This is a genomic window from Streptomyces sp. NPDC029044 (assembly GCF_040637495.1).
GTDB lineage: Bacteria > Actinomycetota > Actinomycetes > Streptomycetales > Streptomycetaceae > Streptomyces.
This window is the reverse complement of the sequence record NZ_JBEZWN010000053.1, coordinates 1-24668: the sequence shown is the minus strand read 5'-3', so window position 1 is coordinate 24668 and position 24668 is coordinate 1. Positions and strand designations below refer to the sequence as shown.

At 69.4% G+C, this 24668-nt stretch carries 20 protein-coding genes and 1 pseudogene; 7 read left to right on the top strand and 14 right to left on the bottom strand.

From position 1 onward, the window contains the following. Positions 1–90: 90 nt before the first annotated feature. Positions 91–618 (top strand): universal stress protein, encoded by a 528-nt coding sequence (locus tag AB0E85_RS30640; protein WP_190899130.1) that lies wholly within the window; start codon positions 91–93, stop codon positions 616–618. A gap of 124 nt (positions 619–742) precedes the next feature. Next, a complete protein-coding gene (locus tag AB0E85_RS30635) occupies positions 743–1303 on the top strand; it encodes a GPR1/FUN34/YaaH family transporter (RefSeq protein WP_361933894.1) in 561 nt (186 codons plus the stop codon). Positions 1304–1457: 154 nt separating this feature from the next. Here the strand turns inward: AB0E85_RS30635 and glmS are convergent, their stop codons facing one another. Together glmS and AB0E85_RS30625 are read right to left on the bottom strand one after the other, a co-directional pair. Beyond that, positions 1458–3275: a glutamine--fructose-6-phosphate transaminase (isomerizing) gene (gene glmS, locus AB0E85_RS30630; protein WP_361933891.1), complete on the bottom strand. Its 1818-nt coding sequence runs from the start codon at positions 3273–3275 to the stop codon at positions 1458–1460. A 12-nt stretch (positions 3276–3287) separates the two neighbouring features. Continuing rightward, positions 3288–3545 (bottom strand): hypothetical protein, encoded by a 258-nt coding sequence (locus tag AB0E85_RS30625; RefSeq protein ID WP_030838058.1) that lies wholly within the window; start codon positions 3543–3545, stop codon positions 3288–3290. 186 nt (positions 3546–3731) lie between these two features. Between AB0E85_RS30625 and AB0E85_RS30620 the strand changes: the two genes are divergently transcribed. Further along, positions 3732–5297 carry a metallophosphoesterase family protein gene (locus tag AB0E85_RS30620; protein ID WP_361933888.1) on the top strand — a complete coding sequence of 522 codons (1566 nt, stop codon included), beginning with the start codon at positions 3732–3734 and terminating at the stop codon, positions 5295–5297. Positions 5298–5322: 25 nt separating this feature from the next. Here the strand turns inward: AB0E85_RS30620 and AB0E85_RS30615 are convergent, their stop codons facing one another. Then, positions 5323–6207 carry a DUF4429 domain-containing protein gene (locus AB0E85_RS30615; RefSeq protein ID WP_361933885.1) on the bottom strand — a complete coding sequence of 295 codons (885 nt, stop codon included), beginning with the start codon at positions 6205–6207 and terminating at the stop codon, positions 5323–5325. A 94-nt stretch (positions 6208–6301) separates the two neighbouring features. On the opposite strand from AB0E85_RS30615, the gene AB0E85_RS30610 reads away from it, so the two are divergent. Beyond that, a complete protein-coding gene (locus AB0E85_RS30610; RefSeq protein ID WP_361933883.1) occupies positions 6302–7891 on the top strand; it encodes a beta-N-acetylhexosaminidase in 1590 nt (529 codons plus the stop codon). Positions 7892–8097: 206 nt separating this feature from the next. Here AB0E85_RS30610 and AB0E85_RS30605 read toward each other — a convergent pair whose 3' ends face one another. The 7 genes from AB0E85_RS30605 to AB0E85_RS30575 form a co-directional block, all read right to left on the bottom strand. Continuing rightward, positions 8098–9867 (bottom strand): IucA/IucC family siderophore biosynthesis protein, encoded by a 1770-nt coding sequence (locus AB0E85_RS30605; RefSeq protein WP_361933880.1) that lies wholly within the window; start codon positions 9865–9867, stop codon positions 8098–8100. Then, the gene (locus AB0E85_RS30600) at positions 9864–10412 is read right to left on the bottom strand and encodes a GNAT family N-acetyltransferase (protein ID WP_361933877.1); all 549 of its coding nucleotides are present in this window, start codon (positions 10410–10412) and stop codon (positions 9864–9866) included. Before AB0E85_RS30600 ends, AB0E85_RS30605 begins: the two co-directional genes overlap by 4 nt. Further along, positions 10409–11686 (bottom strand): lysine N(6)-hydroxylase/L-ornithine N(5)-oxygenase family protein, encoded by a 1278-nt coding sequence (locus AB0E85_RS30595; RefSeq protein WP_361933875.1) that lies wholly within the window; start codon positions 11684–11686, stop codon positions 10409–10411. The genes AB0E85_RS30600 and AB0E85_RS30595 overlap by 4 nt, the downstream gene beginning before the upstream one ends. Further along, on the bottom strand, positions 11670–13112 hold the full coding sequence (desA, locus tag AB0E85_RS30590) for a lysine decarboxylase DesA (protein WP_361933873.1): 1443 nt from the start codon (positions 13110–13112) through the stop codon (positions 11670–11672). The genes AB0E85_RS30595 and desA overlap by 17 nt, the downstream gene beginning before the upstream one ends. Positions 13113–13269: 157 nt before the next feature. Beyond that, positions 13270–14124, bottom strand: coding sequence for a siderophore-interacting protein (locus tag AB0E85_RS30585; RefSeq protein WP_361933870.1), 855 nt, complete (start codon positions 14122–14124; stop codon positions 13270–13272). A 149-nt stretch (positions 14125–14273) separates the two neighbouring features. Continuing rightward, a complete protein-coding gene (locus tag AB0E85_RS30580) occupies positions 14274–15317 on the bottom strand; it encodes an ABC transporter substrate-binding protein (RefSeq protein ID WP_361933867.1) in 1044 nt (347 codons plus the stop codon). Positions 15318–15523: 206 nt separating this feature from the next. Further along, positions 15524–16723 carry a hypothetical protein gene (locus tag AB0E85_RS30575; protein WP_361933865.1) on the bottom strand — a complete coding sequence of 400 codons (1200 nt, stop codon included), beginning with the start codon at positions 16721–16723 and terminating at the stop codon, positions 15524–15526. An 87-nt stretch (positions 16724–16810) separates the two neighbouring features. Between AB0E85_RS30575 and AB0E85_RS30570 the strand changes: the two are divergent. Both AB0E85_RS30570 and AB0E85_RS30565 read left to right on the top strand, forming a co-directional pair. Continuing rightward, a pseudogene (locus AB0E85_RS30570) lies at positions 16811–17257 on the top strand (polymorphic toxin-type HINT domain-containing protein); the annotation flags it as partial. 311 nt (positions 17258–17568) lie between these two features. Then, the gene (locus tag AB0E85_RS30565) at positions 17569–18000 is read left to right on the top strand and encodes a DUF4265 domain-containing protein (protein WP_361933862.1); all 432 of its coding nucleotides are present in this window, start codon (positions 17569–17571) and stop codon (positions 17998–18000) included. Positions 18001–18221: 221 nt separating this feature from the next. Here the strand turns inward: AB0E85_RS30565 and AB0E85_RS30560 are convergent, their stop codons facing one another. From AB0E85_RS30560 to AB0E85_RS30545, 4 genes are read right to left on the bottom strand one after another with little or no spacing between them, the layout of a single operon-like run. Next, positions 18222–19382 carry an acyl-CoA dehydrogenase family protein gene (locus AB0E85_RS30560; protein ID WP_361933858.1) on the bottom strand — a complete coding sequence of 387 codons (1161 nt, stop codon included), beginning with the start codon at positions 19380–19382 and terminating at the stop codon, positions 18222–18224. Positions 19383–19387: 5 nt separating this feature from the next. Next, the gene (locus AB0E85_RS30555) at positions 19388–20338 is read right to left on the bottom strand and encodes a hydroxymethylglutaryl-CoA lyase (RefSeq protein WP_361933855.1); all 951 of its coding nucleotides are present in this window, start codon (positions 20336–20338) and stop codon (positions 19388–19390) included. Then, entirely contained in the window at positions 20335–22251 is a 1917-nt protein-coding gene (locus AB0E85_RS30550; protein WP_361933852.1) for an acetyl/propionyl/methylcrotonyl-CoA carboxylase subunit alpha, read from the bottom strand. The genes AB0E85_RS30555 and AB0E85_RS30550 overlap by 4 nt, the downstream gene beginning before the upstream one ends. A gap of 14 nt (positions 22252–22265) precedes the next feature. Beyond that, a complete protein-coding gene (locus AB0E85_RS30545) occupies positions 22266–23882 on the bottom strand; it encodes a carboxyl transferase domain-containing protein (protein ID WP_361933849.1) in 1617 nt (538 codons plus the stop codon). Positions 23883–23969: 87 nt separating this feature from the next. On the opposite strand from AB0E85_RS30545, the gene AB0E85_RS30540 reads away from it, so the two are divergent. Then, positions 23970–24563, top strand: coding sequence for a TetR/AcrR family transcriptional regulator (locus AB0E85_RS30540; RefSeq protein ID WP_361933846.1), 594 nt, complete (start codon positions 23970–23972; stop codon positions 24561–24563). The last annotated feature ends 105 nt before the right edge of the window (positions 24564–24668 follow it).

Here is a 24668-nt window from a genome sequence, read left to right as displayed (position 1 = left end):
TGAGGGTATGGGGGTGGGAAGACCATTCCCGGACACAGCTCCGCCGCACACTGTTGTCCCCCATATAAGGATCACAACGCCGAGACAGCCATGGCCGGTCACGAATTCTTCGAACCCGCGGACCGCAAGCGGCCCGTCGCCGATCCCACGGCGGCCGAGCCCCTGGCGGCGGAAGAGCCACGCCAGTCCTGCGACCCCGCCTTCAAGCACGGGGTCGTCGTCGGCTTCGACGGCTCCACGTCCAGCGAGCGCGCCCTGGCGTACGCGATCGGCATGGCCCATCGCTCCGGGTCGGGCCTGATCATCGTGCACGTCGCCAACCGGCTGCCGACCACCGTGTGGGCCGGCTGCGAGCCGCCCGTGTTCGTGGACGTGCCGGACCACCGCACCGAGGTGCTCGGTCTGGAACTGGCCTGTGCGGACTACCTCGCCGAGGTGCCCTGGATCCTGGTCGAGCGCGGCGGTGACATCTGCCACGAACTCGAAGAGGTCGGCCGGGAGTACGAGGCCGACGCGATCGTCGTCGGCTCCACCCACGGCATCGTGGGGCGCATCTTCGGCTCGGTGGCGGGGCGGCTCGCCAAACGGGCACAGCGGCCCGTCATCGTCATCCCCTGACGCTTCCGAGCGGTAACTCCCTTTGTGCAGCGCGTAAATCTACTCACGCGTAGAGGTGTTTGTGCCCTTGTGAAGGGCATATACGGGACACCGCACAACTGCACATGCACGAAGGGAGCCCGCCGTGGACAAAGACGTCTCCGCGGGAAGCGGAATCACGACCGTGGCCGGTCGACTCGCCCTCGGAATCACCCTGTTGGCCTTCGGGCTGGGGCACACCGCCGTGATCGACGGTGTGACGGCCGCTGACGCCGTGTCAATCGCCCAGTACGTGGGCGGAGTCGCGCTCTTCGTCGCGGGGCTGGTGGCCCTGCGCGAGGGTGACTCCGTCGGGGGTACGGCGTTCTCGGTGCTCGGGGCGCTGTGGTTCACCTGGGCGGTGTCGGGGGGTGCCACCGGCAACGAGGCAGGTCTGTTCCTGTTGTTGTTCGCCCTGGTGGCGCTGTCTTTGACCCTCGCGGGCGGGGAGCAGCTCGGCCAGGTGATGTACGGGCTGCTCTTCGTGGCCCTGCTGCTCATGGCGATCGCCGAGTTCGCCGGCAACGACGGACTCGCCAAGGTGGGTGGGTGGTTCGCCGTGGCCTCGGGCGCCGTGGCCTGGTACGCGGCCACCGCGGCGTTGGCGCACTGGCCGACGGTGCTTCCGCGGCGTGCTGCGGGCCGGGGTGTGACGGCCACCGGTTAGCTGCGCCGGCTGGGGAGTTGGGCGGCTTCCCGGCGATGAAAACGGACCCCCTGTGCTTTGGTGGCAGCACGTGGGGGTCCGTCCTCATGGTTCGGCCTGTGCAGGTGCGTTGGGGTTGCTCGCGCAGTTCCCCGCGCCCCTGAAAAGAAGGCCTCTACTCAACCGTCACCGACTTGGCGAGGTTCCTCGGCTTGTCGATGTCGCGGCCGAGGGCCAACGCGGTGTGGTACGCGAGGAGCTGGAGCGGGATGCCCATCAGGATCGGGTCCAGCTCGTCCTCGTTCTTCGGGACGACGATCGTCTCGTCGGCCTTCTCCTGGTGCTGGTGGGCGACCGCGAGGATCTTGCCGCTGCGGGCCTTGATCTCCTCCATGGCGGCGCGGTTCTTCTCCAGGAGGTCGTCGTCGGGGACGATCGCGACCGTCGGGAGGGCCGGCTCGATCAGGGCCAGCGGGCCGTGCTTCAGCTCCGAGGCGGGGTAGGCCTCGGCGTGGATGTACGAGACCTCCTTGAGCTTCAGGGACGCCTCGCGGGCCACGGGGTAGCCCCGGACGCGGCCGATGAAGAGCATCGAGCGGGCCTCGGCGAACTCCAGGGCCAGCTTCTTGACGTCCTCCTCGTGCTCCATGATCTCGGCGATCTGCGCGGGCAGCTTGCGCAGCCCCTCGATGATCCGCTTGCCGTCCCGGACCGACAGGTCGCGGGTGCGGCCCAGGTGCAGGGCGAGCAGGGCGAAGGCCACCGTGGTGTTGGTGAAGCACTTGGTGGAGACGACGCAGACCTCGGGGCCCGCGTGGACGTAGATGCCGCCGTCGGCCTCACGGGCGATCGCGGAGCCGACCACGTTCACCACGCCCAGGACGCGCGCGCCCTTGCGCTTGAGCTCCTGCACGGCGGCCAGCACGTCGTAGGTCTCGCCCGACTGGGAGACCGCGACGTAGAGGGTGTCGGGGTCGACGACCGCGTTGCGGTAGCGGAACTCCGAGGCCGGCTCGGCGTCGGCGGGGATGCGGGCCAGCTCCTCGATCATCTGGGCGCCGATCATGCCCGCGTGGTACGAGGTGCCGCAGCCGAGGATCTTCACGCGGCGGATCCGCCGGGCCTCGCGGGCGTCCAGGTTCAGGCCGCCCAGGTGCACGGTGGAGAAGCGGTCGTCGATGCGGCCGCGCAGCACGCGGTCCACGGCGTCGGCCTGCTCGTGGATCTCCTTGTGCATGTAGGTGTCGTGGCCGCCCATGTCGTAGGAGGCGGCCTCCCACTCGACCGTGGTGGGCTCCGCCGTGGTGCGGGTGCCCTCCGTGGTGTAGGTGCGGAAGTCGTCGGCCTTGAGGGTGGCCATCTCGCCGTCGTCGAGGGTGACGATCTGGCGGGTGTGGGCGACCAGCGCGGCGATGTCGGAGGCGACGAACATCTCCTTCTCGCCGATGCCGAGGACGACCGGGGAGCCGTTGCGGGCGACGACGATCCGGTCGGGGAAGTCGGCGTGCATGACGGCGATGCCGTACGTGCCCTCGACGAGCCGGAGGGTCTCGCGGACCTTGTCCTCCAGCTTGGTCGCCTGCGAGCGGGCGACGAGGTGGGTGAGGACCTCGGTGTCGGTCTCGGAGAGGAACTCGACGCCGTCCGCCTCCAGCTTGCGGCGCAGGTCGGAGGCGTTGTCGATGATGCCGTTGTGCACGACGGCGACCTTGTTGTCGGCCGACATGTGCGGGTGGGCGTTGACGTCGGACGGGGCGCCGTGGGTCGCCCAGCGGGTGTGGGCGATGCCGGTCGTGCCCTTGAAGCGGGCCGGGACCTTGGCTTCCAGGTCGCGGACGCGGCCCTTGGCCTTGACCATCTTCAGACCGGACGCCTTCGGGGACGTGACGACGATGCCCGCGGAGTCGTAGCCGCGGTACTCCAGCCGCTGGAGCCCCTCCAGGAGGAGGGGCGCGACGTCACGCTTCCCGATGTAACCGACGATTCCGCACATATATACGTATTCCTAGCCGTAGACGATGCGCCGCAGCTGCCGGAGCGAGAGCTCCGGCGGGGCCACCGCGCGGTACTTGAGGTCCGCCTCGATCCGTTCGAAGATCGCCGCGTTCACCAGGCCCTGGGCCTGGAGCTCGCGATGGCGGCGACGGACGTACTCCTCGGTCGTCTCGTCGAAGTAGGCGAGCACGTCCTGGATCACACGCAGCGCCTCGCCCCGCCCGAGGGCGGTGGACCGCGTCAGATGATCAACGAGTTCGTCGTGCACTCGCTAGATCCTGGAGTACCGGCGAAGCTTTCGCAAGAATTCTGCCCGATTTCGGGCAAGCGCCTGTGGGGAGCGCTTGGGGGAACGTTGAACGTGTCATGAGGGCTTGTTCGTGCAGCGTCCACCGGACGTCCGGCGTCCCGTTGCCCGAGGCGTCGATTTTTGGACGCCATGGACACTCCTCGTATGGGCGTACCCGAGCGGCTCGCCGAGCGCATGAGCATGGCCGAGCAGCACGAGTACCTGCGCGCCAGGTTCTCCCGGCGCACGATGATCAGAGGCGGTGCCGTCACGCTCGGCGCCGTCGCGGGTGGCGCCTTCGTACCCGGCGCCACCGCACAGGCCGCTGTGCCGACCACCCGCACCGCCCCGGCGACCGCATCCGTCGACGGCGCTCTCGTCGCCCCCTTCGGCCGCCACCTCGCCTACGGCACCGACCCGCGCACGGAGATGACCGTCTCCTGGCAGGTCCCCGTCGCCGTCAAGAAGCCGTTCATCCGGATCGGCGCCCACCCCTGGGACCTCTCCCGCAAGCTCGACGCCGAGGTCCGCACCCTCTTCACACCGGCCGGTGTCGGCGCGAGCGGCAACCACACCCAGTACTACGTCCACGCCAGACTGACCCACCTGCGCCCGGGCCGGACCTACTACTACGGCGTCGGCCACCAGGGCTTCGATCCGGCCGCACCCCACCTGCTGGGCACCCTCGGCACCTTCACCACCGCCCCCGCGCACAAGGAGCCGTTCACCTTCACGGCCTTCGGCGACGAGGGCGTCAGCTACCACGCGCTCGCCAACAACAGCCTCCTGCTCGGCCAGAACCCGGCCTTCCACCTGCACGCGGGCGACATCGCCTACGGTGACCCGGCCGGCCAGGGCAGGACCGACGACACCGGGTTCGACTCGCGGATCTGGGACCAGTTCCTCGCCCAGACGGAGTCCGTCGCCAAGTCCGTGCCGTGGATGCCCGCCTACGGCAACCACGACATGGAGGCCTGGTACTCGCCCAACGGCTACGGCGGCGAGGAGGCCCGCTGGACCCTCCCGGACAACGGCCCCGACAAGAAGAACCTGCCGGGCGTCTACTCCTTCGTCCACGGCAACACGGCGATCATCTCGCTCGACGCCAACGACATCTCCTTCGAGATCCCGGCCAACCTCGGCATCTCCGGCGGCACCCAGACCACGTGGCTGGAGACGCAGCTCAAGAAGTACCGGGCCGCGCACGACATCGACTTCATCGTCGTGTTCTTCCACCACTGCGCCTACTGCACCTCCACCTCCCACGCCTCCGAGGGCGGGGTCCGGCAGGAGTGGGTGCCGCTGTTCGAGAAGTACACGGTGGACCTGGTGATCAACGGCCACAACCACCAGTACGAGCGCACCGACGTGATCAAGGGCGACAAGGTCACCAAGAAGCTCCCGATCGGCGGCACGGCCTACCCCGAGACCGAGGGCGTGGTCTACGTGACGGCCGGTGCGGCCGGGCGCAGCCTCTACGCCTTCAGCGCCCCGCTGTCGTACGAGGGAAACGAGCACGACGTGGAGTCCGTCGCCTCGTTCGTCAACGTCAAGGGCGGCAAGCAGAACGAGACCGTCGCCTGGTCGCGGGTGCGCTACCTCGACTACTCCTTCCTGCGCGTGGACGTCGCACCCGCGCCGAAGGGGCGCCTGGCCACGCTCACGGTGCGCGGCATCGCCGAGAACGGTGACCAGGTCGACCACTTCACGGTGGCCCGCCGGGCGAAGTAGGCGCACGTCGAAGTAGGCGCGCGTCCTACATCCGCTTGAGGACCGCCTGCTTGGCCAAGGAGAACTCCTCGTCCGTCAGCACGCCCGAGCGGTGCAGTTCACCGAGCTCGCGCAGGCGGCGCAGCAGGGCGTCGTGATCGTCCTCGGGGGACGCGACCGGAGCGGAAGGCGGTTCCGGTAGCGCGTCCGCCGGATCGTCGTCGGCGGCCCGGGCCGGGTGCGGAAGCCTGGCCTGGACCGCCGCCGCGACCAGCGCCATCAGCGGGTCCTTCTTGAACCCCCAGAGCTCCACGGCGTTGGGGTCGTACTTGGGCGGGGTCTTGGTGGGCGCGTGCCGCACGGTGAAGCGCAGGTGGCCGTTGTCCAGGCCGGCCGCCGGGTGCCACTCCACGCCCGTGATGTCGGCCAGCGCGAGCGTGCGGGCGCCGGCGGCGGCCTTGGCGTCCTCCGTCTTCCAGTTCCACTCCAGGCGTATGCGTTCGCCGTCGAAACCGGCGGTGCCGTCCCCGGCGGAGACCGACAGGGGGACGGAGGGGCCCGGCAGCAGGTACGCGTCGACCGGCCCGGCCGGGACCTGGTCGAGGAGCAGGGCGCTGCGGACCTCGTCCACGAAGTACTCGGCGACGCCGTAGCGGTCGGACTCCACGATCAGCTGGTACGGGTCGTGGGGCTCGGTGAGCCGGCCGCCCGTGGCGTGCAGCAGCGGGTCGGCGCCGTCGCGCAGCCGCAGCCTGAGCCGCCCGGCCTTCTTGCCCTGCTCCAGCGAGATGCCGGCCAATGCCCGTAACGGGACGACCAGTTCACCCAATTCTCTGCGCAACAGACTGACGTTCTTGTCCCGTCCTGGGGTCAGCCGCAGCGCGTCCCCGTCGAAGGCCCATGTGCCGTCCTTTTGGATGATCTCCGCCATAGGGTGGATTGTTCCACCCGACTCACGAGAGAGTGGTCCAGACCTCTTGGAGCTCAACGGCTCGTGAAGGGACACGCTCGTGAGAGATGGCCGTGTGAGACAGCACCGCAGAACGCTCCGCCTGCTCGGCTCCCTGCTGCTGGTCGCGATGGCCGCCCCGGTCACCGGGGCCGCGCCCGCACCGCAGGCATCCCCGACCCCGCTCGACCGGGTCGTCCCCGCGCCCGCATCGGCCGACCCGGGCGGATCCCCGTACCGGATCACCCGCGGCACCCACATCCGCGTCGACGGTTCCCGCGAGGCCCGGGGCGTCGCCGAGTACCTCGCGAGGATCCTGCGCCCCTCGACCGGTTACCGCCTCCCCGTCACCGACCAGGGCGCGGGTGGCATCCGGTTCCGCATCGCCGAGGGCCCCTTCGGCGCCGAGGGCTACCGGCTCGACAGCGGCCGGGGCGGCGTCACCATCACCGCCGCCCGGCCCGCCGGCCTCTTCCACGGCGTGCAGACCCTGCGCCAGCTCCTGCCCTCGGCCGTCGAGAAGGACTCCGGCCAGCCCGGCCCCTGGCTCGTCGCGGGCGGCACGATCACGGACACCCCGCGCTACGGCTGGCGCGGCGCCATGCTCGACGTCTCCCGGCACTTCTTCACCGTCGAGCAGGTCAAGCGCTACATCGACCAGCTCGCCCTCTACAAGATCAACAAACTGCATCTGCACCTCAGCGACGACCAGGGCTGGCGCATCGCCATCGACTCCTGGCCGCGGCTGGCCACGTACGGCGGTTCCACGGAGGTCGGTGGCGGCCCCGGCGGCTTCTACACCAAGGCCGACTACAAGGAGATCGTGCGGTACGCCGCCTCCCGCTACCTGGAGGTCGTGCCCGAGATCGACATGCCCGGGCACACCAACGCGGCGCTGGCTTCGTACGCCGACCTGAACTGCGACGGCGTCGCACCGCCGCTCTACACCGGCACCGAGGTCGGCTTCAGCTCGCTGTGCGTCGGCAAGGACATCACGTACGACTTCGTGGACGACGTGATCCGGGAGATCGCCGCGCTCACACCCGGCAGGTACCTCCACATCGGAGGCGACGAGGCGCACTCCACCAGCCATGAGGACTACGTGACGTTCATGGACCGGGTGCAGCCGATCGTCGCGAAGTACGGCAAGACCGTGGTCGGGTGGCACCAGCTCACCGGGGCGACCCCGGCGAAGGGGGCTCTCGCGCAGTACTGGGGGCTGGACGGCACCGGTGCGGAGGAGAAGGCGCGGGTGGTGAAGGCCGCGCAGAGCGGGACGGGGCTGATTCTGTCTCCGGCGGACCGGGTGTACCTCGACATGAAGTACACGAAGGAGACGCCGCTGGGGTTGTCCTGGGCGGGGTACGTCGAGGTGCGGCGGTCCTACGACTGGGATCCCGGGGCGTATCTGCCGGGGGTGCCGGGGGGTGCGGTGCGGGGGGTCGAGGCGCCGATGTGGTCGGAGACGCTGGAGAACTCCGGGCATATCGAGTTCATGGCTTTTCCGAGGCTGCCCGGGGTTGCCGAGCTGGGGTGGTCGCCGGCGGCTTCTCTCGACTGGGAGCGGTACAAGGTGCGGCTTGCTGCGCAGGCTGAGCGGTGGGATGCGCTGGGGATGGAGTGGTATCGGTCGCCGCAGGTTCCGTGGGGTGCGGGCGGGCGGTGATGTGCCTGCGGGCCGGAGGGGGCTGGTCGCGCAGTTCCCCGCGCCCCTGAAGGATTGCGCAGTTTCCCGCGCCCCTGAAGGATTGCGCAGTTCCCCGCGCCCCTGAAGATCGTGCAGTTCCCCGTGCTCCTGAAGGGCGCCCCATGCAAGCAAGATGACGCGCACCCCGGAGGACCGTACTCCGGGGTGCGCGTCTGTCTGTGAGGTCAGAGGTCCGCTATCGGGTTCCTCAGGCTGCCCACCAGCTGGAGGGCGCCGGACGGGTCCGACAGGTCGACCATCTGTTCGTTGTTGCGGAGCTGGAGGCGGTTGAGGCAGGAGAGGGCGAACTCGGGGGCGAACATGTCGTACTGCTGGAACCTGTCGGCGAGTTCGGGCTTCGACTCCTGGTAGGCGCGGGTGACGTCCGCGACCGTGCGCCAGAAGTCGTCCTCCGCCAGGACGCCCTCGGCGGCGAGGTTCGCCGCGAGGAAGCGGAAGAAGCAGTCGAAGACGTCCGTGAAGATCGACAGGAGCTTCTTGTCCTCCGGGACCTCCACGCGCAGCCGCTCCACCGTCGGCGGCAGCACGGCGTCCGGGTCCATCACCGCGATCTCCTCGGCGATGTCCTTGTAGATCGCCCGCTGCACGACTCCGTCCTTCAGCACCAGGATGACGTTCTCCCCGTGCGGCATGAACACCAGGTCGTAGGCGTAGAAGCTGTGGAGCAGGGGCGTGAAGTAGGCCTGGAGGTAGCGGCGCAGCCACTCCTTCGGGGCGAGGCCCGACTGCTCGATCAGCGCGCCCGCGACCGACGCCCCCTGGTGGTCGACGTGGACCAGGGACGCCATGGTGGCCAGGGACTCGCCCTCCTCCAGGGACGGCACCGGGCTCTCCCGCCACAGCGCGGCGAGCATCTTGCGGTACGGCGAGTAGCGGTCCGTCGCCTGCTCGTACTCCAGGTGCCGGTAGCCGACGGCCGCCCGCTCGCGGATGATCGACAGGCCGGTGGACCGCAGCACCGGGTCGCCCTCGATGAGCTGGGCCAGCCAGTCGTTGATGGCCGGCGTGGCTTCCATGTAGGCCGCCGACAGGCCCCGCATGAAGCCCATGTTGATGACCGACAGGGCCGTTTTGACGTAGTGCTTCTCGGGGCTGGTCCGGTTGAAGAAGGTCCGGATGGACTGCTGGGCCAGGTACTCGTCGTCGCCCTCGCCCAGGCACACCAGGTGCCTGCGGGCGACCTCGGCGGCGAAGGTGACGCTGAGCTTGTTCCACCACTGCCAGGGGTGGACCGGGATGAGGAGGTAGTCGGCCGGGTCGAGGTCCTGCTCGCGCAGGACTCCGTGGAAGCGCTCGACGGTCTCCGCGCCCAGCTCCTCGCGCAGGAACGACTCGTACTCGATGCCGGCACCGGCCGTGAACGCGGCACGCGAGCGGTGCGCGGCCAGCCACACCAGGCGGACCGGGCTCGCCGTCTCCGGCGCGTAGGCCAGGTACTCGTGGATGCCGAAGCCGAGCCGCCCGTTGTTGGCCACGAAGCACGGGTGGCCCTCGGTCATGCCGGTCTCGATGGCCTGGAAGTCACCGCGGGCGAGTTCGGCCGCCGTGATGTCCGGCTTGGTGAGCTTGTAGCAGGTGCCGGAGAGGGTGGAGGAGATCTCCTCCAGGTAGACCGGCAGGATGTCGTCGCTCAGGCCGAGGGACTTCTGGAGCTCGATGAAGAAGTCCAGTGCGGCGAGCGGGAGTTCGGAGCCGTCCCGGTGACGGGTGATCGACTCGGCGTCCACCTGCCAGTGGTCCAGGGCCCGGCGGGCGGCCGAGAAGCGGTAGCTCGTCAGGCCGTCGTCGCTGCGGACGACGTACTGCTTGCCGTCCTCCTCGGGGGTGATCAGCCGCTCGTGCGCGAACTCGGCGAGGGCCTTGCGGATCAGGAGGCGGTTGGCCCGCGCCCAGCGGTGGGGGGACAGATGCGCTACGGCGTCGGACAGGGTCATACGGCTACTCCTCGGGCGGCCAGGAACTGTGCGCGCGTGCAGAAGCTCAGCAGCGCGCGCTTCTCCGGCTTGTCGATCTCACGCTCGGGCACGAAGCCGACGGCCTCGTTGAGCGCGTGGACGGCCTTGTTGCTCACGTCGGGCTCCACCACGACTCGGCGGGTGCGCGGGTCGGCGAACAGCTCGTCCATCACGGCGGTGATGACGGCCTTGGTGAAACCGTGGATCGGGCGGTCGGTCGGTGCGACCAGGAAGTGCATGCCGACGTCGCCGGGCTCCGGGTCGTACAGGCCTTCCAGCTCGACGTACCGGGGGTCGTACTTCTCCATCAGGAACGCGGGCCGGCCCTCGTGCAGGCCGATGAAGGCGTCGTGGTGCTCGTGCGCGGCGATCCGCATGTACTCGCGTTCGACGTCCTGGAGTTTCGCGTCCTGCATCATCCAGTAGGCCGCTTTGGGGTGGGTGACCCAGGAGTGCAGCAGCTCGGCGTCCTTCAGCGGGTCGAGCGGGCGCACGGTGAGCGTTCCGATGCCGGTGGCGCTCATACGGCGAACTCCTGGAACGCGATCGTCTTCTCCACCGGGTAGTACTCGCTGCCGAGCAGCTCGCGGATGATGTACGCGTTGCGGTACGGGCCCATGCCCAGGTCCGGGCTGGTGATGCTGTGCGTGTGGACGCCGGCGTTCTGAAGGAAGATCCCCCGGCCGGTGACGTCGATCGCGTAGTTGCGGGCGACGTCGAAGTTGCCCCGCGCGTCGTAGACCAGGCGGTCCTTGACGGGGGCCAGGAACTCCGGCTCGGCGTACCGGTAGCCGGTCGCCAGGACCAGGCCCTGCGAGTCCAGCTCGAACTCCTTGCCCTGCTCCTCCTGGCGGAAGCCGAGCGTGTACGTGCCGTTCTCGTAACGTGCGCTGGTCAGGGCGGAGTTGGTGAGCAGCCGCGTGGGCACCGGACCGCCGAGGTTCTTCTGGTAGAGCAGGTCGAAGATCTCGTTGATCAGGTCGCCGTCGATGCCCTTGAACAGGCCCTTCTGCTCGGCCGTGAGGCGGTAGCGGGTCGCTTCCGGCAGCTCACGGAAGTAGTCGACGTACTCCGGGGACGTCATCTCCAGCGTGAGCTTGGTGTACTCCAGCGGGAAGAAGCGCGGGGAGCGGGTGACCCAGTTCAGCCGGTAGCCGTGGACGTCGATCTCGCTGAGCAGGTCGTAGTAGATCTCGGCGGCCGACTGGCCCGAGCCGACCAGGGTGATCGAGTCCTTCTTCTGAAGCTCCGCCTTGCTGTCCAGGTAGCGGGAGTTGTGCAGGAAGTCGCCGCCCAGGCCCTGGCAGGCCTCGGGTATGTGGGGCGGGGTGCCGGTGCCGAGGACCAGGTGACGGGCCCGGTAGGTGTCGCCGGCGGTGGTCCGTACGACGTACAGCTCGTCCTCGTACGTCACCTCGGTGACCGTCGTGCCGAAGCGGACGCTGCTCAGTTTGCCCGCGGCCCAGCGGCAGTAGTCGTCGTACTCGACGCGCAGCGGGTAGAAGTTCTCGCGGATGTAGAACGAGTAGAGCCGGCCCTTCTCCTTCAGGTAGTTCAGGAACGAGTACGGGGACGTCGGGTCGGCGAGGGTGACCAGGTCCGACATGAACGGCGTCTGGAGGTGGGCGCCGTCGAGGAACATCCCCGCGTGCCACTCGAAGTCGGGCTTCGACTCCAGGAAGACGCCGTCGAGTGCGTCGATCGGCTCGGTCAGGCAGGCCAGGCCGAGGTTGAAGGGGCCGAGCCCGATCCCCACGAAGTCGTGGATTGCGGTCGGGTTGTCAGGACGCGCGGTCAAGGGACTCTCCCAGGTACTGCTCGGCGTGGCCGGCGATCAGGTCGAGGACGGCGGCGATGTCGGACGCCTGCGTCTCGGGGTTGAGCAGGGTGAACTTCAGGTAGTGGCGGCCGCCGACCTTGGTGCCCGCGACGATGGCGTCACCGGAGGCGAACAGGGCCTTGCGGGCGTAGAGGTTGGCGCGGTCGATCTCGGCGGGGTCGGTGACGGCCGACGGGATGTAGCGGAAGACCAGTGTCGACAGGCTCGGCTCCACGACGACGTCGAAGCGCGGGTCGGCGGCGATCAGCTTCCAGCCCTCCCGGGCCAGGTCGCACACCTCGTCGAAGAGCTGCCCGATGCCGTCGGCACCCATGGTCCGCAGGGTCATCCACAGCTTGAGGGCGTCGAAGCGGCGGGTGGTCTGGAGGGACTTGTCCACCTGGTTGGGGATGCGCTCCTCCACCATGCGGCGCGGATTGAGGTACTCGGCGTGATAGGTGGCGTGGCGCAGCGTGGCGGCGTCCCGCACGAGCACGGCCGAGGAACTCACCGGCTGGAAGAAGGACTTGTGGTAGTCGACGGTGACCGAGTCGGCACGCTCGATGCCGCTGATGCGGTCCCGGTGCTTCAGGGAGGCCAGCAGGCCGCAGCCGTAGGCGGCGTCGACATGCATCCAGGTGCCGAACTGCTCGCACAGCTCGGCGATCTCGGGCAGCGGGTCGATGGAGCCGAAGTCGGTGGTGCCGGCGGTGGCGACGACGGCCATGGGGACGAGGCCGTCCTGCGCGCAGCGCTCCAGCTCGCGGGCGAGCGCGACGGTCTGCATGCGCTTGTCGTGGTCGACGGGTATGGAGACCACGGCGTCCTGGCCGAGGCCGAGCAGCTTCGCGGACTTCTTCACACTGAAGTGGCTGACCTCGGAGGCGAAGATGCGCAGGTCGGCGAGGTCGTTGCTCTTGGCCTCCTCGCGGGCGAGCAGCAGCGCCTGGAGGTTGGACTGGGTGCCGCCGGAGGTGAACACGCCGTCGGCGGCGGGGCCGAGGCCGATGCGGTCGGTCGTCCAGTCGATCAGTTTCCGCTCGATGAGCGTGCCGCCGGCCGACTGGTCCCAGGTGTCCAGCGAGGAGTTGACGGCGGACAGCACTGCCTCGCCGAGCACGGCCGGGATGACGACCGGGCAGTTGAGGTGGGCCAGGTAGCGGGGGTGGTGGAAGTAGATCGCGTCCCGGAGGTAGACGTCCTCCAGTTCGTCGAGCACCGCCGTGGTGTCGTGCAGCGGCTGGTCGAGGTCGATCCCGTCGATGCGCGGGGCGAGGGCGTCGACGGTGATGCCGGTGAACGGCCGGTCGGTGGTGGCGAGTTTGGCGGCCACCCGCTCGACTCCGTCGGTCACGGAGCGGCGGTACTGCTCCGCGGTGGTGTCGTTGAGCAGGTGCGAGCGCATGTGGGGGTCCTCCGGTGGGGACAGTCCGGTGTGGGACGGGATGGGCTGGTCTCCGGCGTCCAGAACTTAGGTAAGCCTAACCTAACTTGTTTGAGCGAAGGGCAGGCCCTGCCGTGACTGTGGTCACTCGTGTCACTTCAGCGCCGGTGAGCTGCGGCTACGCCTCCGCCCGCAGCTGCTCCTCGCTCACGCCGCGGCGCCAGTAGCCGACGAACGTCACCCTGCGGCGGTCGATGCCGCGCTCGCGCACGAAGTGCCGGCGCAGCTCCTTCACGCACCCGGACTCGCCGGCGATCCAGACGTACGGCCGCTCGGCGGACGGCAGATGGGCGGCGCGGAGGGCGTCGAGGGCCATGGGAGCCCCCTCGGTGGCCCGTTCCTCCCTGACGAGCCAGGTGATCTCGGCGTCGGCCTCGGTCACCAGGTCCTGGATGTCGCCGGCGTGCGGGACCTCCAGGAAGACCCGGGCGCGGGTGCCGGACGGCAGTGCCTCGACGATGGCCGATGCGGCGGGGACGGCGGTCTCGTCGCCCCAGACGACGACGAGGTCGGTGTCCCCGGGCGGCCGGAAGCGGATCGCCCGGTTGTCGGCCACGGCCGGGCCGAGCAGCAGGACCCGGTCCCCGGCGGCGGCCCGGGCGGCCCAGCGGGAGGCCGGGCCGGCCTGGACCGAGGCACCCGGCTCGATGCCGTGCAGGGCGAAGTCGATGTCGATCTCGTCCGGGTCACGGCGCAGACCGCGCAGGGTGTACGAGCGCATCACGGCCCGTACGTCCTCGGGGAGTTCGCGCCAGCCCTGCCACCAGCCGTCCCCCAGTTCGAGCGGGACGACCGGCTCGGGCTGCCCGGGGTGCGGCAGGAACAGGGACAGGGACTGGTCGCGCCCGTCGGAGTGGAAGGCGTGCAGATCGGGTCCCCCGAAGGTGACCCGGACCAGAGACGGCCCGAGCCGCCTCGTCCGCACGACCTGGAGGGAGAAGAAGCGGAACGGGGCGGCTACAGCGGTGGTCATGAGGACTCCTGATTTGTCGTCAGGGGAAACTGGGGGCGTCCAGGGGGCATGCGGCCGTGTCGCTGTGCGGCTCCGCCGCACGGGCGCGACCGGCCGCATCCGGGCCGCGGCCGCGACACCCCCTCAAGCGCCTGCCGCGGGTGGCGCGGTCAGGAGACCTTCTTGGCGCTCTCGATCGCCTTCGCGAGGTTCTCGACCAGGGGCGTGCACTTGTCGTACGACAGGATCGGCTCGGGCGAACGCGCGATGACCTGACCGGCCTTGACCGCGGGCAGCTTCTTCCAGGTCGCCTCGGTGATGTCGGCCGGCTGGATGGTCGAGGCGCGGTCGTCCATCATGATGACGTCGGCCGGGTACTTGTCGACGTTCTCCCAGCTGAGGTTCTCGAACCAGCCGCCGCTGGCCTCCATGGCCTTCTTCGGAGGCTCGACGAGGTTCACGCCGAGGGCCTTGAAGTACTCCAGGTCGATGGAGAAGTTGGAGCCGGAGACGTAGAAGATGGCGTCCGAGGCGGAACCGGCCAGCACCTTGATCTCGGGGCGGGACTTGGCGGCCTTGCGCAGCCGCTCGGAGGCGGCCTCGAACCGCTTCTTCGCCTCGACGACCTTCGCGTCCTTCAGGTCGGCGCCGAGCGACTCGGCGAGCTCCGCCATGCGCTGAAGCGGCTTCGGCATCTGACGGTCGAAGACCGAGAGGGCCACGCTCGGGGCGAGCTTGGCGATCTTGTCCTTGGACGCCTCCGGGACGTACCAGAGGGTGCCGGCGGCGTCGAAGGTGGTGGTGATGAGCACCTCGGGCTGGAAAGCCGCGTACTGCTCGACGTTGAACTGGTCGAACCGGTTGCCGAAGACGGTCAGCTTGCTGACGTCCATGTCGCCGGCCTGGACGTCGGCCTTGCCGTCCTTGGTCCTGGTCGGGCCGAAGACGCCCTCGACCTCGATGCCGTAGTCGTGCAGGGCGGCGGCGACACCGGTGAACGCGACGATCTTCGTGGGGACCTGGTCCAGGCTCACGGTCTTGCCACGGTCGTCCTTGAAGGACCAGGGGCCGGACTTGGCGGCGCCCTTCGCGTCCGAGCCGCCGTCCTTGGGGTCTTCGCTGCCACACGCGGTCACGAGGGCGCCGAGCCCGAGAGCACCACCGGCGGCGAGCAGGCCGCGACGGGAGAAACGGGCGGTTCTGGCGTTCGACATGACGGGGTCTGCTTTCGTGCGTACGGAGCCACTGCGGGCACGGCTGACAGCCGCTTGGCTGGATCGTTGATTAGGTTAGCCTAACCTCAGATCATGTCCAGGAGGGGCCCGGGGGATGTGTGCCCGAGGGCGGGCGCGGGAACGCCCGACGGCCCGGTGATCCGGATCACGGGGCTGTGCGCGGGTGATTTTCTGCGGGTCCGCGCCTACGACTTGAGTCGGCGGGCGACGGCCCGGGCCAGGTGGGTACGGGCGACATGAAGGCCGAACTCCTCGCCCTGGCCCGTTACGGGTTTCGCATACCAAGGCAAGCCGTGACGCCGCCACTTGGCGGGGGGAAGGCCGGCGGGGGCCGGCGGCAGGCTCCAGGCCCAACCGCCGAGCCGCAGCTGCCCGGTCCACAGTCCGGCAGGCAGCTCGGTGACCGGCACCCGCACCACGAGGTCGTCTCCGACCTGTGAGCAAGCGCGGGCGGGGAAGACGGCGCTGCCGCCCGCGCCGTCCTCCAAGTGGACGGCGAGAACGCCGTCGGGAAGGGCGGCCAGTGTGCACCGGCCCGTGAACTCCAGTTCAGCGGGCGTCCCTGGCGCCCACCGCACGGAGGTGACGGTCAGTTGGGGCGGCACCGCATGCTTCCGCTCACCGATGTCGAGCGTGAAGTTGCCATGCGGTCTGGTGGCGTACAGCGTCACGGCTCGGATCTCGTCATCTCCGGCCACGATGTGCGTCGTCGGCGCACCGGAGACGCCGCCGTCCCTCTTGCTGCCGATCCGAACATCACGGCAGATGCCTTGAGCGCCGATGGTGAGGGAAATATCCCAGAGTCCGTCAGGGAGGGGCGCACCGTCATCGCAGGTGGTGATGTCGACGGCGGCCTCGAAGCCGGCCCGGTCGTAGGGATATCTCCCCTCGTCCTCATCCCTTCCGAGACCAGGTGTCGCCGTGTGCGTGACCGGAAGCCGGTACTCCGTCCCGCTTCCCCGCTCACGCAGGACGAGCTCGGTGGAGACGGCTTCGGTGGCGACCCGGTGTAAGTAACCGTGTCCGGCCAGGTGCAGCACAGAACCGCACAGTGCGGCGTGGGTGACGTGGTGACGAACGCCGAGCTGCTTGGTCACGTCGTAGCAGATGTCGGGGATGCCGCGGGAGGGATCGCGGAGGTAGGGGTAACGGGCATACGCACGGCCGCCGTCGGCGACCACCGGGGTTGCGACGCCGCGCTCGGCCAGCTCGCCTTCGAAAGCCACCAGTTCGAGCAGCTCGTCCAGCATGGTGTTCCGTACGAGGTACAGACGCAACCGGGCCATCGCCGACAACCGGTCGTCCAGCCCCTCGTGCCACAGCGGGGCGATGACCTCGGCGAGCCGGGCCAAGGCCTTCTCCTGCTCGGGGCGGGGCTCGTGCACCAGGGCCTGAGCCGCAGGCTCTGGGAGAGCTTCCAGGACTGGCGCAAGAGCAGCAGGGCGGCGGACGAGGCTACGGAGGCCGTGGGCTGCAACAGCTTCACGCCCCATACCAAGGTGTTGATGGCCGACGGTTCTGCCAAGAGGATCAAGGACGTCGATATCGGCGACAAGGTCTTGGCGACAGACCCGGAGACGGGTGAAACGGAAGTTGAGACAGTCACAGCCGAGATCAAGGGCAAGGGCGCCAAGCACCTCGTCAAGATCACGGTGGATGTCGACGGCCAGAAGGGCTCGAAGACGGCTTCGGTCACAGCGACCGATGGTCATCCGTTCTGGGTGCGTGAGCTGGGGGAGTGGGTCGACGCCACTGATCTGAAGGCGGGGGAGTGGCTGCGGACTGGCGCGGGAATGAAAGTCCAGGTCGCCTCTGTGGCGCGATGGACGGTCGGCTCGACCACGGTTCACAACCTCACGGTCAGCGATCTGCACACGTACTTTGTGCTGGCGGGGGCTACGTCGGTACTGGTTCACAACATAAATGATCCAGTCGGCTGTAGTGTGAATGGCGAGCCGATTTACGATATTCCGGCCGGCTCAAGTGGGGGGCCTGGAGCGGGTAAACGAATCCCGGCCAGCATGCTCGGTGAATACAATATCGGAGTGAACGCAGACCCGAGTCTTCCTACGCCTCTGTGTTCGTACTGCAGGACGAATCCTGCGCAAGCGGTAGATCGTGTCGAGCCGGGTAGATCCGTCTTCAATCCGAGAGGTAGTCCGTGAGCTCTCAAGTAAGCTTCATCGTTCATGACGATCCTGCCATTAGGCCTGATGTTGCTCATATCGCTATGGCTGATCTGACGCCCTTTGGCTTTCACGGGCAGATGGAGCAAATTTGGCTGCGCGCTCTGGAGGGCAGGGTGTATGAAGTTTGCTGCTTGCCGTTCAGGGTCTACGGGTTGGCGCTGGGCGACATTGTTTCGCTCGATTCGGAAGCCAGGACTATTGTTGATGTGGTCCGATCTTCCGGGAATCGAGTATTCCGGGTCTTCTTTCCCTATTCCGCCTCCGAAGGTGAATTTCATGAAGCGAAGGGAGAGGTTGCAAGCGTGATCCGCGAGGCCGGATTGCAGGCAGAGTGGAGTGGGGATCGGCACGTGGCGATCAATGTTCCTGTGGATGGATCCGTGGGCCGGGTGTGGGAGGTAGTGCGGGAACTCGAGGATGTTGCCGTGTGGGAGTGGTCAGATGTGGAAGAGTTTCGAGCAGGGCGACCTTGAGTGATAGCAGAATCTCCGAGAAGTCCCACGTATCCATTTGATGGTGCTTCTCGGTGGATTTAAACGGCAGGGCGACGCTCGCAAAGAGTCTGGAGTTCAGTGGGATAAGTCCAAAGCTGCTACCGAAGGTGCGCCTCCCGCCAGAAATGGAGGTGAGGCGCGCCTACCGGAATGCAGGGCTCGTATAGTGCTACCTCGTTATTGGTGACAAGTGGCTGACATCAGCCCACCAGCCCCAACTCCCGCGCGATCAGCATGCGCTGGACCTCGCTCGTGCCCTCGCCGATTTCGAGGATCTTGGAGTCGCGCCACATGCGGGCGACCGGGTACTCGTTCATGAAGCCGTAGCCGCCGTGGATCTGGGTGGCCTCGCGGGCGTTGTCCACCGCGACCGTGGAGGAGTGGAGTTTCGCCAGGGCCGCTTCCTTCTTGAAGGAGGCGCCGGAGACCAGGCGGGCCGCCGCGTCGCGCCAGGCCAGGCGGGCCGTGTGGGCCTTCATCTCCATGTCCGCGATCTTGAACTGGATGGCCTGGTTGGCGGCGATCGGCTTGCCGAACGCGTGGCGTTCCTTGGCGTACTTGACCGACTCGTCGACGCAGCCCTGCGCCAGGCCCGTCGCCAGGGCCGCGATCGCGATCCTGCCCTCGTCGAGGATGCGCAGGAACTGGGCGTAGCCGCGGCCCTCCTCGCCCAGGAGGTTCTCCGCCGGGACGCGGACGTCCGTGAAGGACAGCTCCCGGGTGTCCGAGGCGTTCCAGCCGACCTTCGAGTAGGGAGCCGCCACCGTGAAGCCGGGCGTGCCGGACGGGACGATGATCGAGGAGATCTGCGGCCTGCCGTCGGGCTTGCGGCCGGTGACCGCCGTGACCGTCACCAGGCCCGTGATGTCCGTCCCCGAGTTGGTGATGAAGCACTTCGTGCCGTTGATCACCCATTCGTTCGTCGAGGAGTCCAGGCGTGCCGTCGTACGGGTCGCGCCCGCGTCGCTGCCGCCGTCCGGCTCCGTCAGGCCGAAGGCGCCCAGGAGTTCGCCCGAGCACAGGCGGGGGAGCCACTCGCGCTTCTGGGCCTCGGTGCCGTAGAGGTGGATCGGCATCGCGCCCAGCGAGACGCCGGCCTCCAGGGTGATGGCGATCGAGGAGTCGACCCGTGCCAGTTCCTCCAGGGCCACGCCGAGGGCCAGGTAGTCACCGCCCATGCCGCCGTACTCCTCGGGGAACGGCAGCCCGAACAGGCCCATGCGGCCCATCTCGCGGACGATCTCGTACGGGAACTCGTGCCGCTCGTAGAAGTCGCCGATCTTCGGCGCCACCACCTCGTGCGCGAACTCCTCGACCGTGCGGCGGAGTTCCTCCAGCTCGGGGGAGAGACGGTAGTCCATGGTGATCAGTGCTCCTCGGTGTCCTCGTGGGACAGGGCTCGGACGGTGCGGGACGGGCTCGGTCGGCCCAGTTGGGCGGCCATCCAGGTGCTTGTGGCGACGAGACGGCCGAGGTCGATTCCGGTGTCGATGCCGAGGCCCCGCAGCATCCACACCAGGTCTTCGGTGGCGAGGTTGCCCGTGGCCGACTTCGCGTACGGGCAGCCGCCCAGGCCGCCCGCAGAGGCGTCGACCGTGGTGACGCCCTGTTGGAGCGCCGCGAGCGTGTTGGCGAGGGCCTGGCCGTAGGTGTCGTGGAAGTGGACGCCGAGGGCGGACGGAGGGACGCCCGCCTCGTCGAGCGCCGCGAGGAGCGCCACCACGTGGCCCGGGGTCGCGACGCCGATCGTGTCGCCCAGGCTCAGTTCGTCGCAGCCCATGTCGAGCAGGGCCCGGCAGACCTTCACCACCTGGGGGATCGGGACGGCGCCCTCCCACGGGTCGCCGAAGCACATCGACAGGTAGCCGCGGACGTGGACCGATGCGGCCTTCGCGCGGCTCACCACCGGCTCGAACATGGCCAGGGCCTCGTCCACCGTGCGGTTGAGGTTGGCCTTGGCGAAGGACTCCGTCGCGCTGGCGAAGACCGCCACGCGCCGGGCGCCCAGCCCCAGGGCGCGGTCCAGGCCGCGTTCGTTCGGGACCAGGACCGGGAGCGCGACGGGGAGGCCGGCGACCATCGGGAACAGCGCTTCCGCGTCCGCCAGCTGGGGGACCCACTTGGGGTGGACGAAGCTCGTCGCCTCGATCGTGGTCAGGCCGGCGTCGGCCAGCCGGCGGACGAACTCCGCCTTGACCTCCGTGGGGACCGTCGCCTTCTCGTTCTGGAGGCCGTCGCGGGCGCCGACCTCGTGGATGCGGACGCGCGTGGGCAGGTCCCTGCTCGGGACGGCCATCGGGAGTCCTGGAACCGTCATTGCGCCGCCTCCTCGTGCGGTGCGATGACCGCCAGCACCTGGTCCATGGCGACCGTGGTGCCGGGGGCCACGTCCAGCTCGGTGACCTTGCCCGCGTGCGGCGCGGCGATGACGTGCTCCATCTTCATCGCCTCCACCACCAGCAGGCTCTGACCGGCGCTCACCTCGTCGCCGACGGCGACCTTCACCACGGTCACCGTGCCCGGCATCGGCGCGGTCAGCGAGTCGGCGCCCGCATGGGCGGCGCGGGTGAGGGACGCGGCGACCGGGTCGTGGTCGCGGACGTGCCAGGCGTCGCCGTCGCGGCCGAGCCAGTCGGCGGCGCGGTGGAAGGTGTGGCGGACGCCGTCGAGGGTCACGGCGACCCGGTCGTCGGTGACCGTGGCGGTGCCGCGCGGGGTGTACTCCAGGGGCTCCTGCACCCGCAGGGGGAAGGCGGCCGGCTTCGGTTTGCCGCCCAGGCGCCAGCCGCTCGGCACCGAGAAGGGGTCCGTCCAGCCGCCCGGTTCGGGCTTCAGGGCCTCCAGGCGTACGGCCGCCGCCGCCTCGTACACCTCCTCCGGCACGTCCGTCGGGACCAGCCCCTCGACCTCGCGCTCGACCAGGCCCGTGTCCATGTCGCCCGACATCACCGACGGGTGGGCGAGCAGGCGGCGCAGGAACCCGGCGTTCGTCTGCACGCCGAGCGTGACCGTCTCCGCCAGGGCCGCCCGGAGCTTGCGCAGGGCCGTCGCGCGGTCGGGGCCGTAGGCGATGACCTTGGAGAGCATCGGGTCGTAGAGGCTGCCGACCTCGGTGCCCTCGGTGAGGCCCGAGTCGGTGCGGACGCCGTCGCCCTGCGGCTCGCTTAGCTTCAGGACCGTGCCGCCGGAGGGGAGGAAGCCGCGGGCCGGGTCCTCGGCGCAGATGCGGGCCTCCACCGCGTGACCGGTCAGCGTTACGTCCGTCTGGGTGAAGCCGAGCGGCTCGCCGGCCGCCACGCGCAGCTGCCACTCCACCAGGTCCAGGCCGGTGATCAGCTCCGTGACCGGGTGCTCCACCTGGAGGCGGGTGTTCATCTCCATGAAGTAGTACGACGACGGGTCGTTGCCGGGGACGATGAACTCCACCGTGCCCGCGCCCCGGTAGCCGCAGGAGCGGGCCGCCTGGACCGCCGCCTCGCCCATCGCGGAGCGCGTCTCCTCGTCGAGGAGCACGCTCGGCGCCTCCTCGATGATCTTCTGGTGGCGGCGCTGGAGGGAGCACTCGCGCTCGCCGAGGTGGACCACGTTGCCGTGGCCGTCGGCCAGGACCTGGATCTCGATGTGGCGGGGGCGGTCGATCCAGCGCTCGACGAGGAGCGTGTCGTCGCCGAAGGAGGCCCGGGCCTCACGGCGGGCCGAGGCGATCTCGTCCTCCAGCCGCGTCAGGTCCCGCACCAGGCGCATGCCCTTGCCGCCGCCGCCCGCGCTGGGCTTCAGCAGGACGGGTGCGCCCAGCGCGCGGGCCGCCTCGGCCAGATCCGGGTCGCGTCCGCCGGGGACCACCGGGACGCCGGCCTGCTGGACCGTCTCCTTGGCGCGGATCTTGTCGCCCATCAGCGCGATCGCGTCCGCCGGAGGGCCGATGAAGACCAGGCCGGCCTCGGCGCAGGCGCGCGCGAAGGCGGCGTTCTCGGCGAGGAAGCCGTAGCCGGGGTGGACGGCCTGGGCACCGGTGCGGGTGGCGGCTTCCAGGAGGCGCTCCACCGAGAGGTAGCTCTCGGACGCCGGGGCGGGGCCGATCCGCACCGCCGTGTCCGCCTCGCGGACGTGCCGGGCGTCGGCGTCCGCGTCGGAGAAGACGGCCACCGAGCGCACGCCCATCGACCGCAGCGTACGGATCACCCGTACGGCGATCTCGCCCCGGTTGGCCACCAGTACTGTCTCGAACATCGTCGTCCGTCCCCTCACATCCGGAAGACGCCGAACTGGGGGTCACCCAGGGGCGCGTTGGCGCACGCGGTCAGGGCCAGGCCCAGGACCTGACGGGTGTCCAGCGGGTCGATCACACCGTCGTCCCAGAGGCGGGCCGACGCGTAGTAGGCGTTGCCCTGGCGCTCGTACTGGGCGCGGATCGGGGCCTTGAAGGCGTCCTCGTCCTCCGCGGGCCAGGACTCGCCGCGGCCTTCCAGCTGGTCCCGCTTGACGGTCGCGAGCACCGAGGCGGCCTGCTCGCCGCCCATGACCGAGATCTTGGCGTTCGGCCACATCCACAGGAAGCGGGGGGAGTACGCCCTGCCGCACATGGAGTAGTTGCCCGCGCCGTAGGAGCCGCCGACCACGACCGTCAGCTTCGGCACGCGGGTGCAGGCCACCGCCGTGACCATCTTGGCGCCGTGCTTGGCGATGCCGCCCGCCTCGTAGTCCTTGCCGACCATGAAGCCGGAGATGTTCTGGAGGAAGACGAGGGGGATGCCGCGCTGGTCGCACAGCTCGATGAAGTGGGCGCCCTTCTGGGCGGACTCGGCGAAGAGGATGCCGTTGTTGGCGACGATGCCCACCGGATGCCCGTGGATCCGGGCGAAGCCGGTGACCAGGGTCTGGCCGAACTCGGACTTGAACTCGGCGAAGCGGGAGCCGTCGACGACGCGGGCGATGATCTCGCGTACGTCGTAGGGGGTGCGGGAATCGACCGGGACCGCGCCGTAGAGGCCGTGCGGGTCGACCTTGGGTTCCGTCGCCTCCGTGACCTCCCAGGGGAGGGGGCCTCGGGTGGGGAGGGTGGAGACGATCGTGCGGACGATGCGGAGCGCGTGCGCGTCGTTCTCCGCGAGGTGGTCCGTGACGCCCGAGACCCGGGAGTGGACCTCGCCGCCGCCGAGCTCCTCCGCCGTGACGACCTCGCCCGTGGCCGCCTTCACCAGGGGCGGGCCGCCCAGGAAGATCGTGCCCTGGTTGCGGACGATCACCGCTTCGTCGCTCATCGCCGGGACGTACGCACCGCCGGCCGTGCACGAGCCGAGGACGGCGGCGATCTGGGGGATGCCGGCGCCGGACATACGGGCCTGGTTGTAGAAGATACGGCCGAAGTGGTCGCGGTCCGGGAAGACCTCGTCCTGCATGGGGAGGAAGGCGCCGCCGGAGTCCACCAGGTAGACACAGGGGAGGCGGTTGTCCAGGGCGACCTCCTGGGCGCGGAGGTGCTTCTTGACCGTCATCGGGTAGTAGGTGCCGCCCTTGACCGTGGCGTCGTTGGCGATGACCACCGTCTCGCGGCCGCTGACCCGGCCGATGCCGGCGATCACGCCGGCGGCCGGGGCCTGGCCCTCGTACAGCCCGTCGGCCGCGAGCGGGGCCAGCTCCAGGAACGGCGAGCCCGGGTCGAGGAGGGTGTCCACGCGGTCGCGGGGGAGCAGCTTGCCGCGCGCGGTGTGGCGCGCGCGAGCCTTCTCGCCGCCGCCCTGTGCGGCGGCGGCGAGCTTGGTGCGCAGCTCCTCGACGAGGGCGTGGTGCGCCTCCTCGTTGGCCCGAAAGGCCTCCGACGCGGGGTCTGCCGCGCTCGTGAGCTCCGGTGCCTCGTGCATCCTGCGGGTCCCCTCACCTTGTTAATGAGCGTTAACGCATTTCCTTCAGGTTAACGACCGCTAACCTCCCTGTCTAGAATTGTTTTCATGGCCACCAGAACCGACGCCCCCACCCGCCGCGAGCAGATCCTCAAGGAGGCCGCGCGGCTGTTCGCCGAGCGGGGCTTCCATGGGGTCGGAGTCGACGAGATAGGTGCCGCGGTCGGGATCAGCGGGCCCGGGCTGTACCGGCACTTCGCGGGCAAGGACGCGATGCTCGCGGAGCTGCTGGTGGGGATCAGCGGGCAGCTGCTGACCGGGGCGAAGCGGAGGCTGGCGGAGGCGGACGGGGATGGGGCTGAGCAGGTGCTCGACTCGCTGATCGAGGGGCATATCGACTTCGCGCTCGATGACCGGCCTCTGATCACCCTGCACGACCGGGAGCTGGACCGCCTGCGGGACAGTGACCGGAAGATGGTGCGGCAGTTGCAGCGGCAGTACGTGGAGCTGTGGGTCGGAGTCGTCAGGGAGGTGTACCCGGGGCTCGGGGAGCCGGCGGCCCGGTCGGCTGTGCACTCGGTGTTCGGGTTGCTGAACTCGACGCCCCATCTGGGGAGGGGTGGGTCGCTTCCCGGGCGGGGGGCGACGGCGGAGCTGCTGCACCGGATGGCGCGGGGGGCGTTCGCTGCGGCGGAGGTCTGAGGGCCTTTGCCCACCCACCCCCCCCGCAAAGTGGGCCGGGGGGGCGGGGCGGCAAACGGGGGCGGCCCGTAGTGCCCCGGGCCCGACGCCCCCAGCCCCGCATGG

Coding starts and splice junctions, on each gene's coding strand:
- AB0E85_RS30640 (WP_190899130.1), top strand. CDS start 91: ATGGCCGGTCACGAATTCTTCGAACCCGCGGACCGCAAGCGGCCCGTC.
- glmS (WP_361933891.1), bottom strand. CDS start 3,275: ATGTGCGGAATCGTCGGTTACATCGGGAAGCGTGACGTCGCGCCCCTC.
- AB0E85_RS30620 (WP_361933888.1), top strand. CDS start 3,732: ATGGGCGTACCCGAGCGGCTCGCCGAGCGCATGAGCATGGCCGAGCAG.
- AB0E85_RS30615 (WP_361933885.1), bottom strand. CDS start 6,207: ATGGCGGAGATCATCCAAAAGGACGGCACATGGGCCTTCGACGGGGAC.
- AB0E85_RS30605 (WP_361933880.1), bottom strand. CDS start 9,867: ATGACCCTGTCCGACGCCGTAGCGCATCTGTCCCCCCACCGCTGGGCG.
- AB0E85_RS30600 (WP_361933877.1), bottom strand. CDS start 10,412: ATGAGCGCCACCGGCATCGGAACGCTCACCGTGCGCCCGCTCGACCCG.
- desA (WP_361933873.1), bottom strand. CDS start 13,112: ATGCGCTCGCACCTGCTCAACGACACCACCGCGGAGCAGTACCGCCGC.
- AB0E85_RS30585 (WP_361933870.1), bottom strand. CDS start 14,124: ATGACCACCGCTGTAGCCGCCCCGTTCCGCTTCTTCTCCCTCCAGGTC.
- AB0E85_RS30580 (WP_361933867.1), bottom strand. CDS start 15,317: ATGTCGAACGCCAGAACCGCCCGTTTCTCCCGTCGCGGCCTGCTCGCC.
- AB0E85_RS30565 (WP_361933862.1), top strand. CDS start 17,569: ATGGCTGATCTGACGCCCTTTGGCTTTCACGGGCAGATGGAGCAAATT.
- AB0E85_RS30560 (WP_361933858.1), bottom strand. CDS start 19,382: ATGGACTACCGTCTCTCCCCCGAGCTGGAGGAACTCCGCCGCACGGTC.
- AB0E85_RS30555 (WP_361933855.1), bottom strand. CDS start 20,338: ATGACGGTTCCAGGACTCCCGATGGCCGTCCCGAGCAGGGACCTGCCC.
- AB0E85_RS30550 (WP_361933852.1), bottom strand. CDS start 22,251: ATGTTCGAGACAGTACTGGTGGCCAACCGGGGCGAGATCGCCGTACGG.
- AB0E85_RS30545 (WP_361933849.1), bottom strand. CDS start 23,882: ATGCACGAGGCACCGGAGCTCACGAGCGCGGCAGACCCCGCGTCGGAG.
- AB0E85_RS30540 (WP_361933846.1), top strand. CDS start 23,970: ATGGCCACCAGAACCGACGCCCCCACCCGCCGCGAGCAGATCCTCAAG.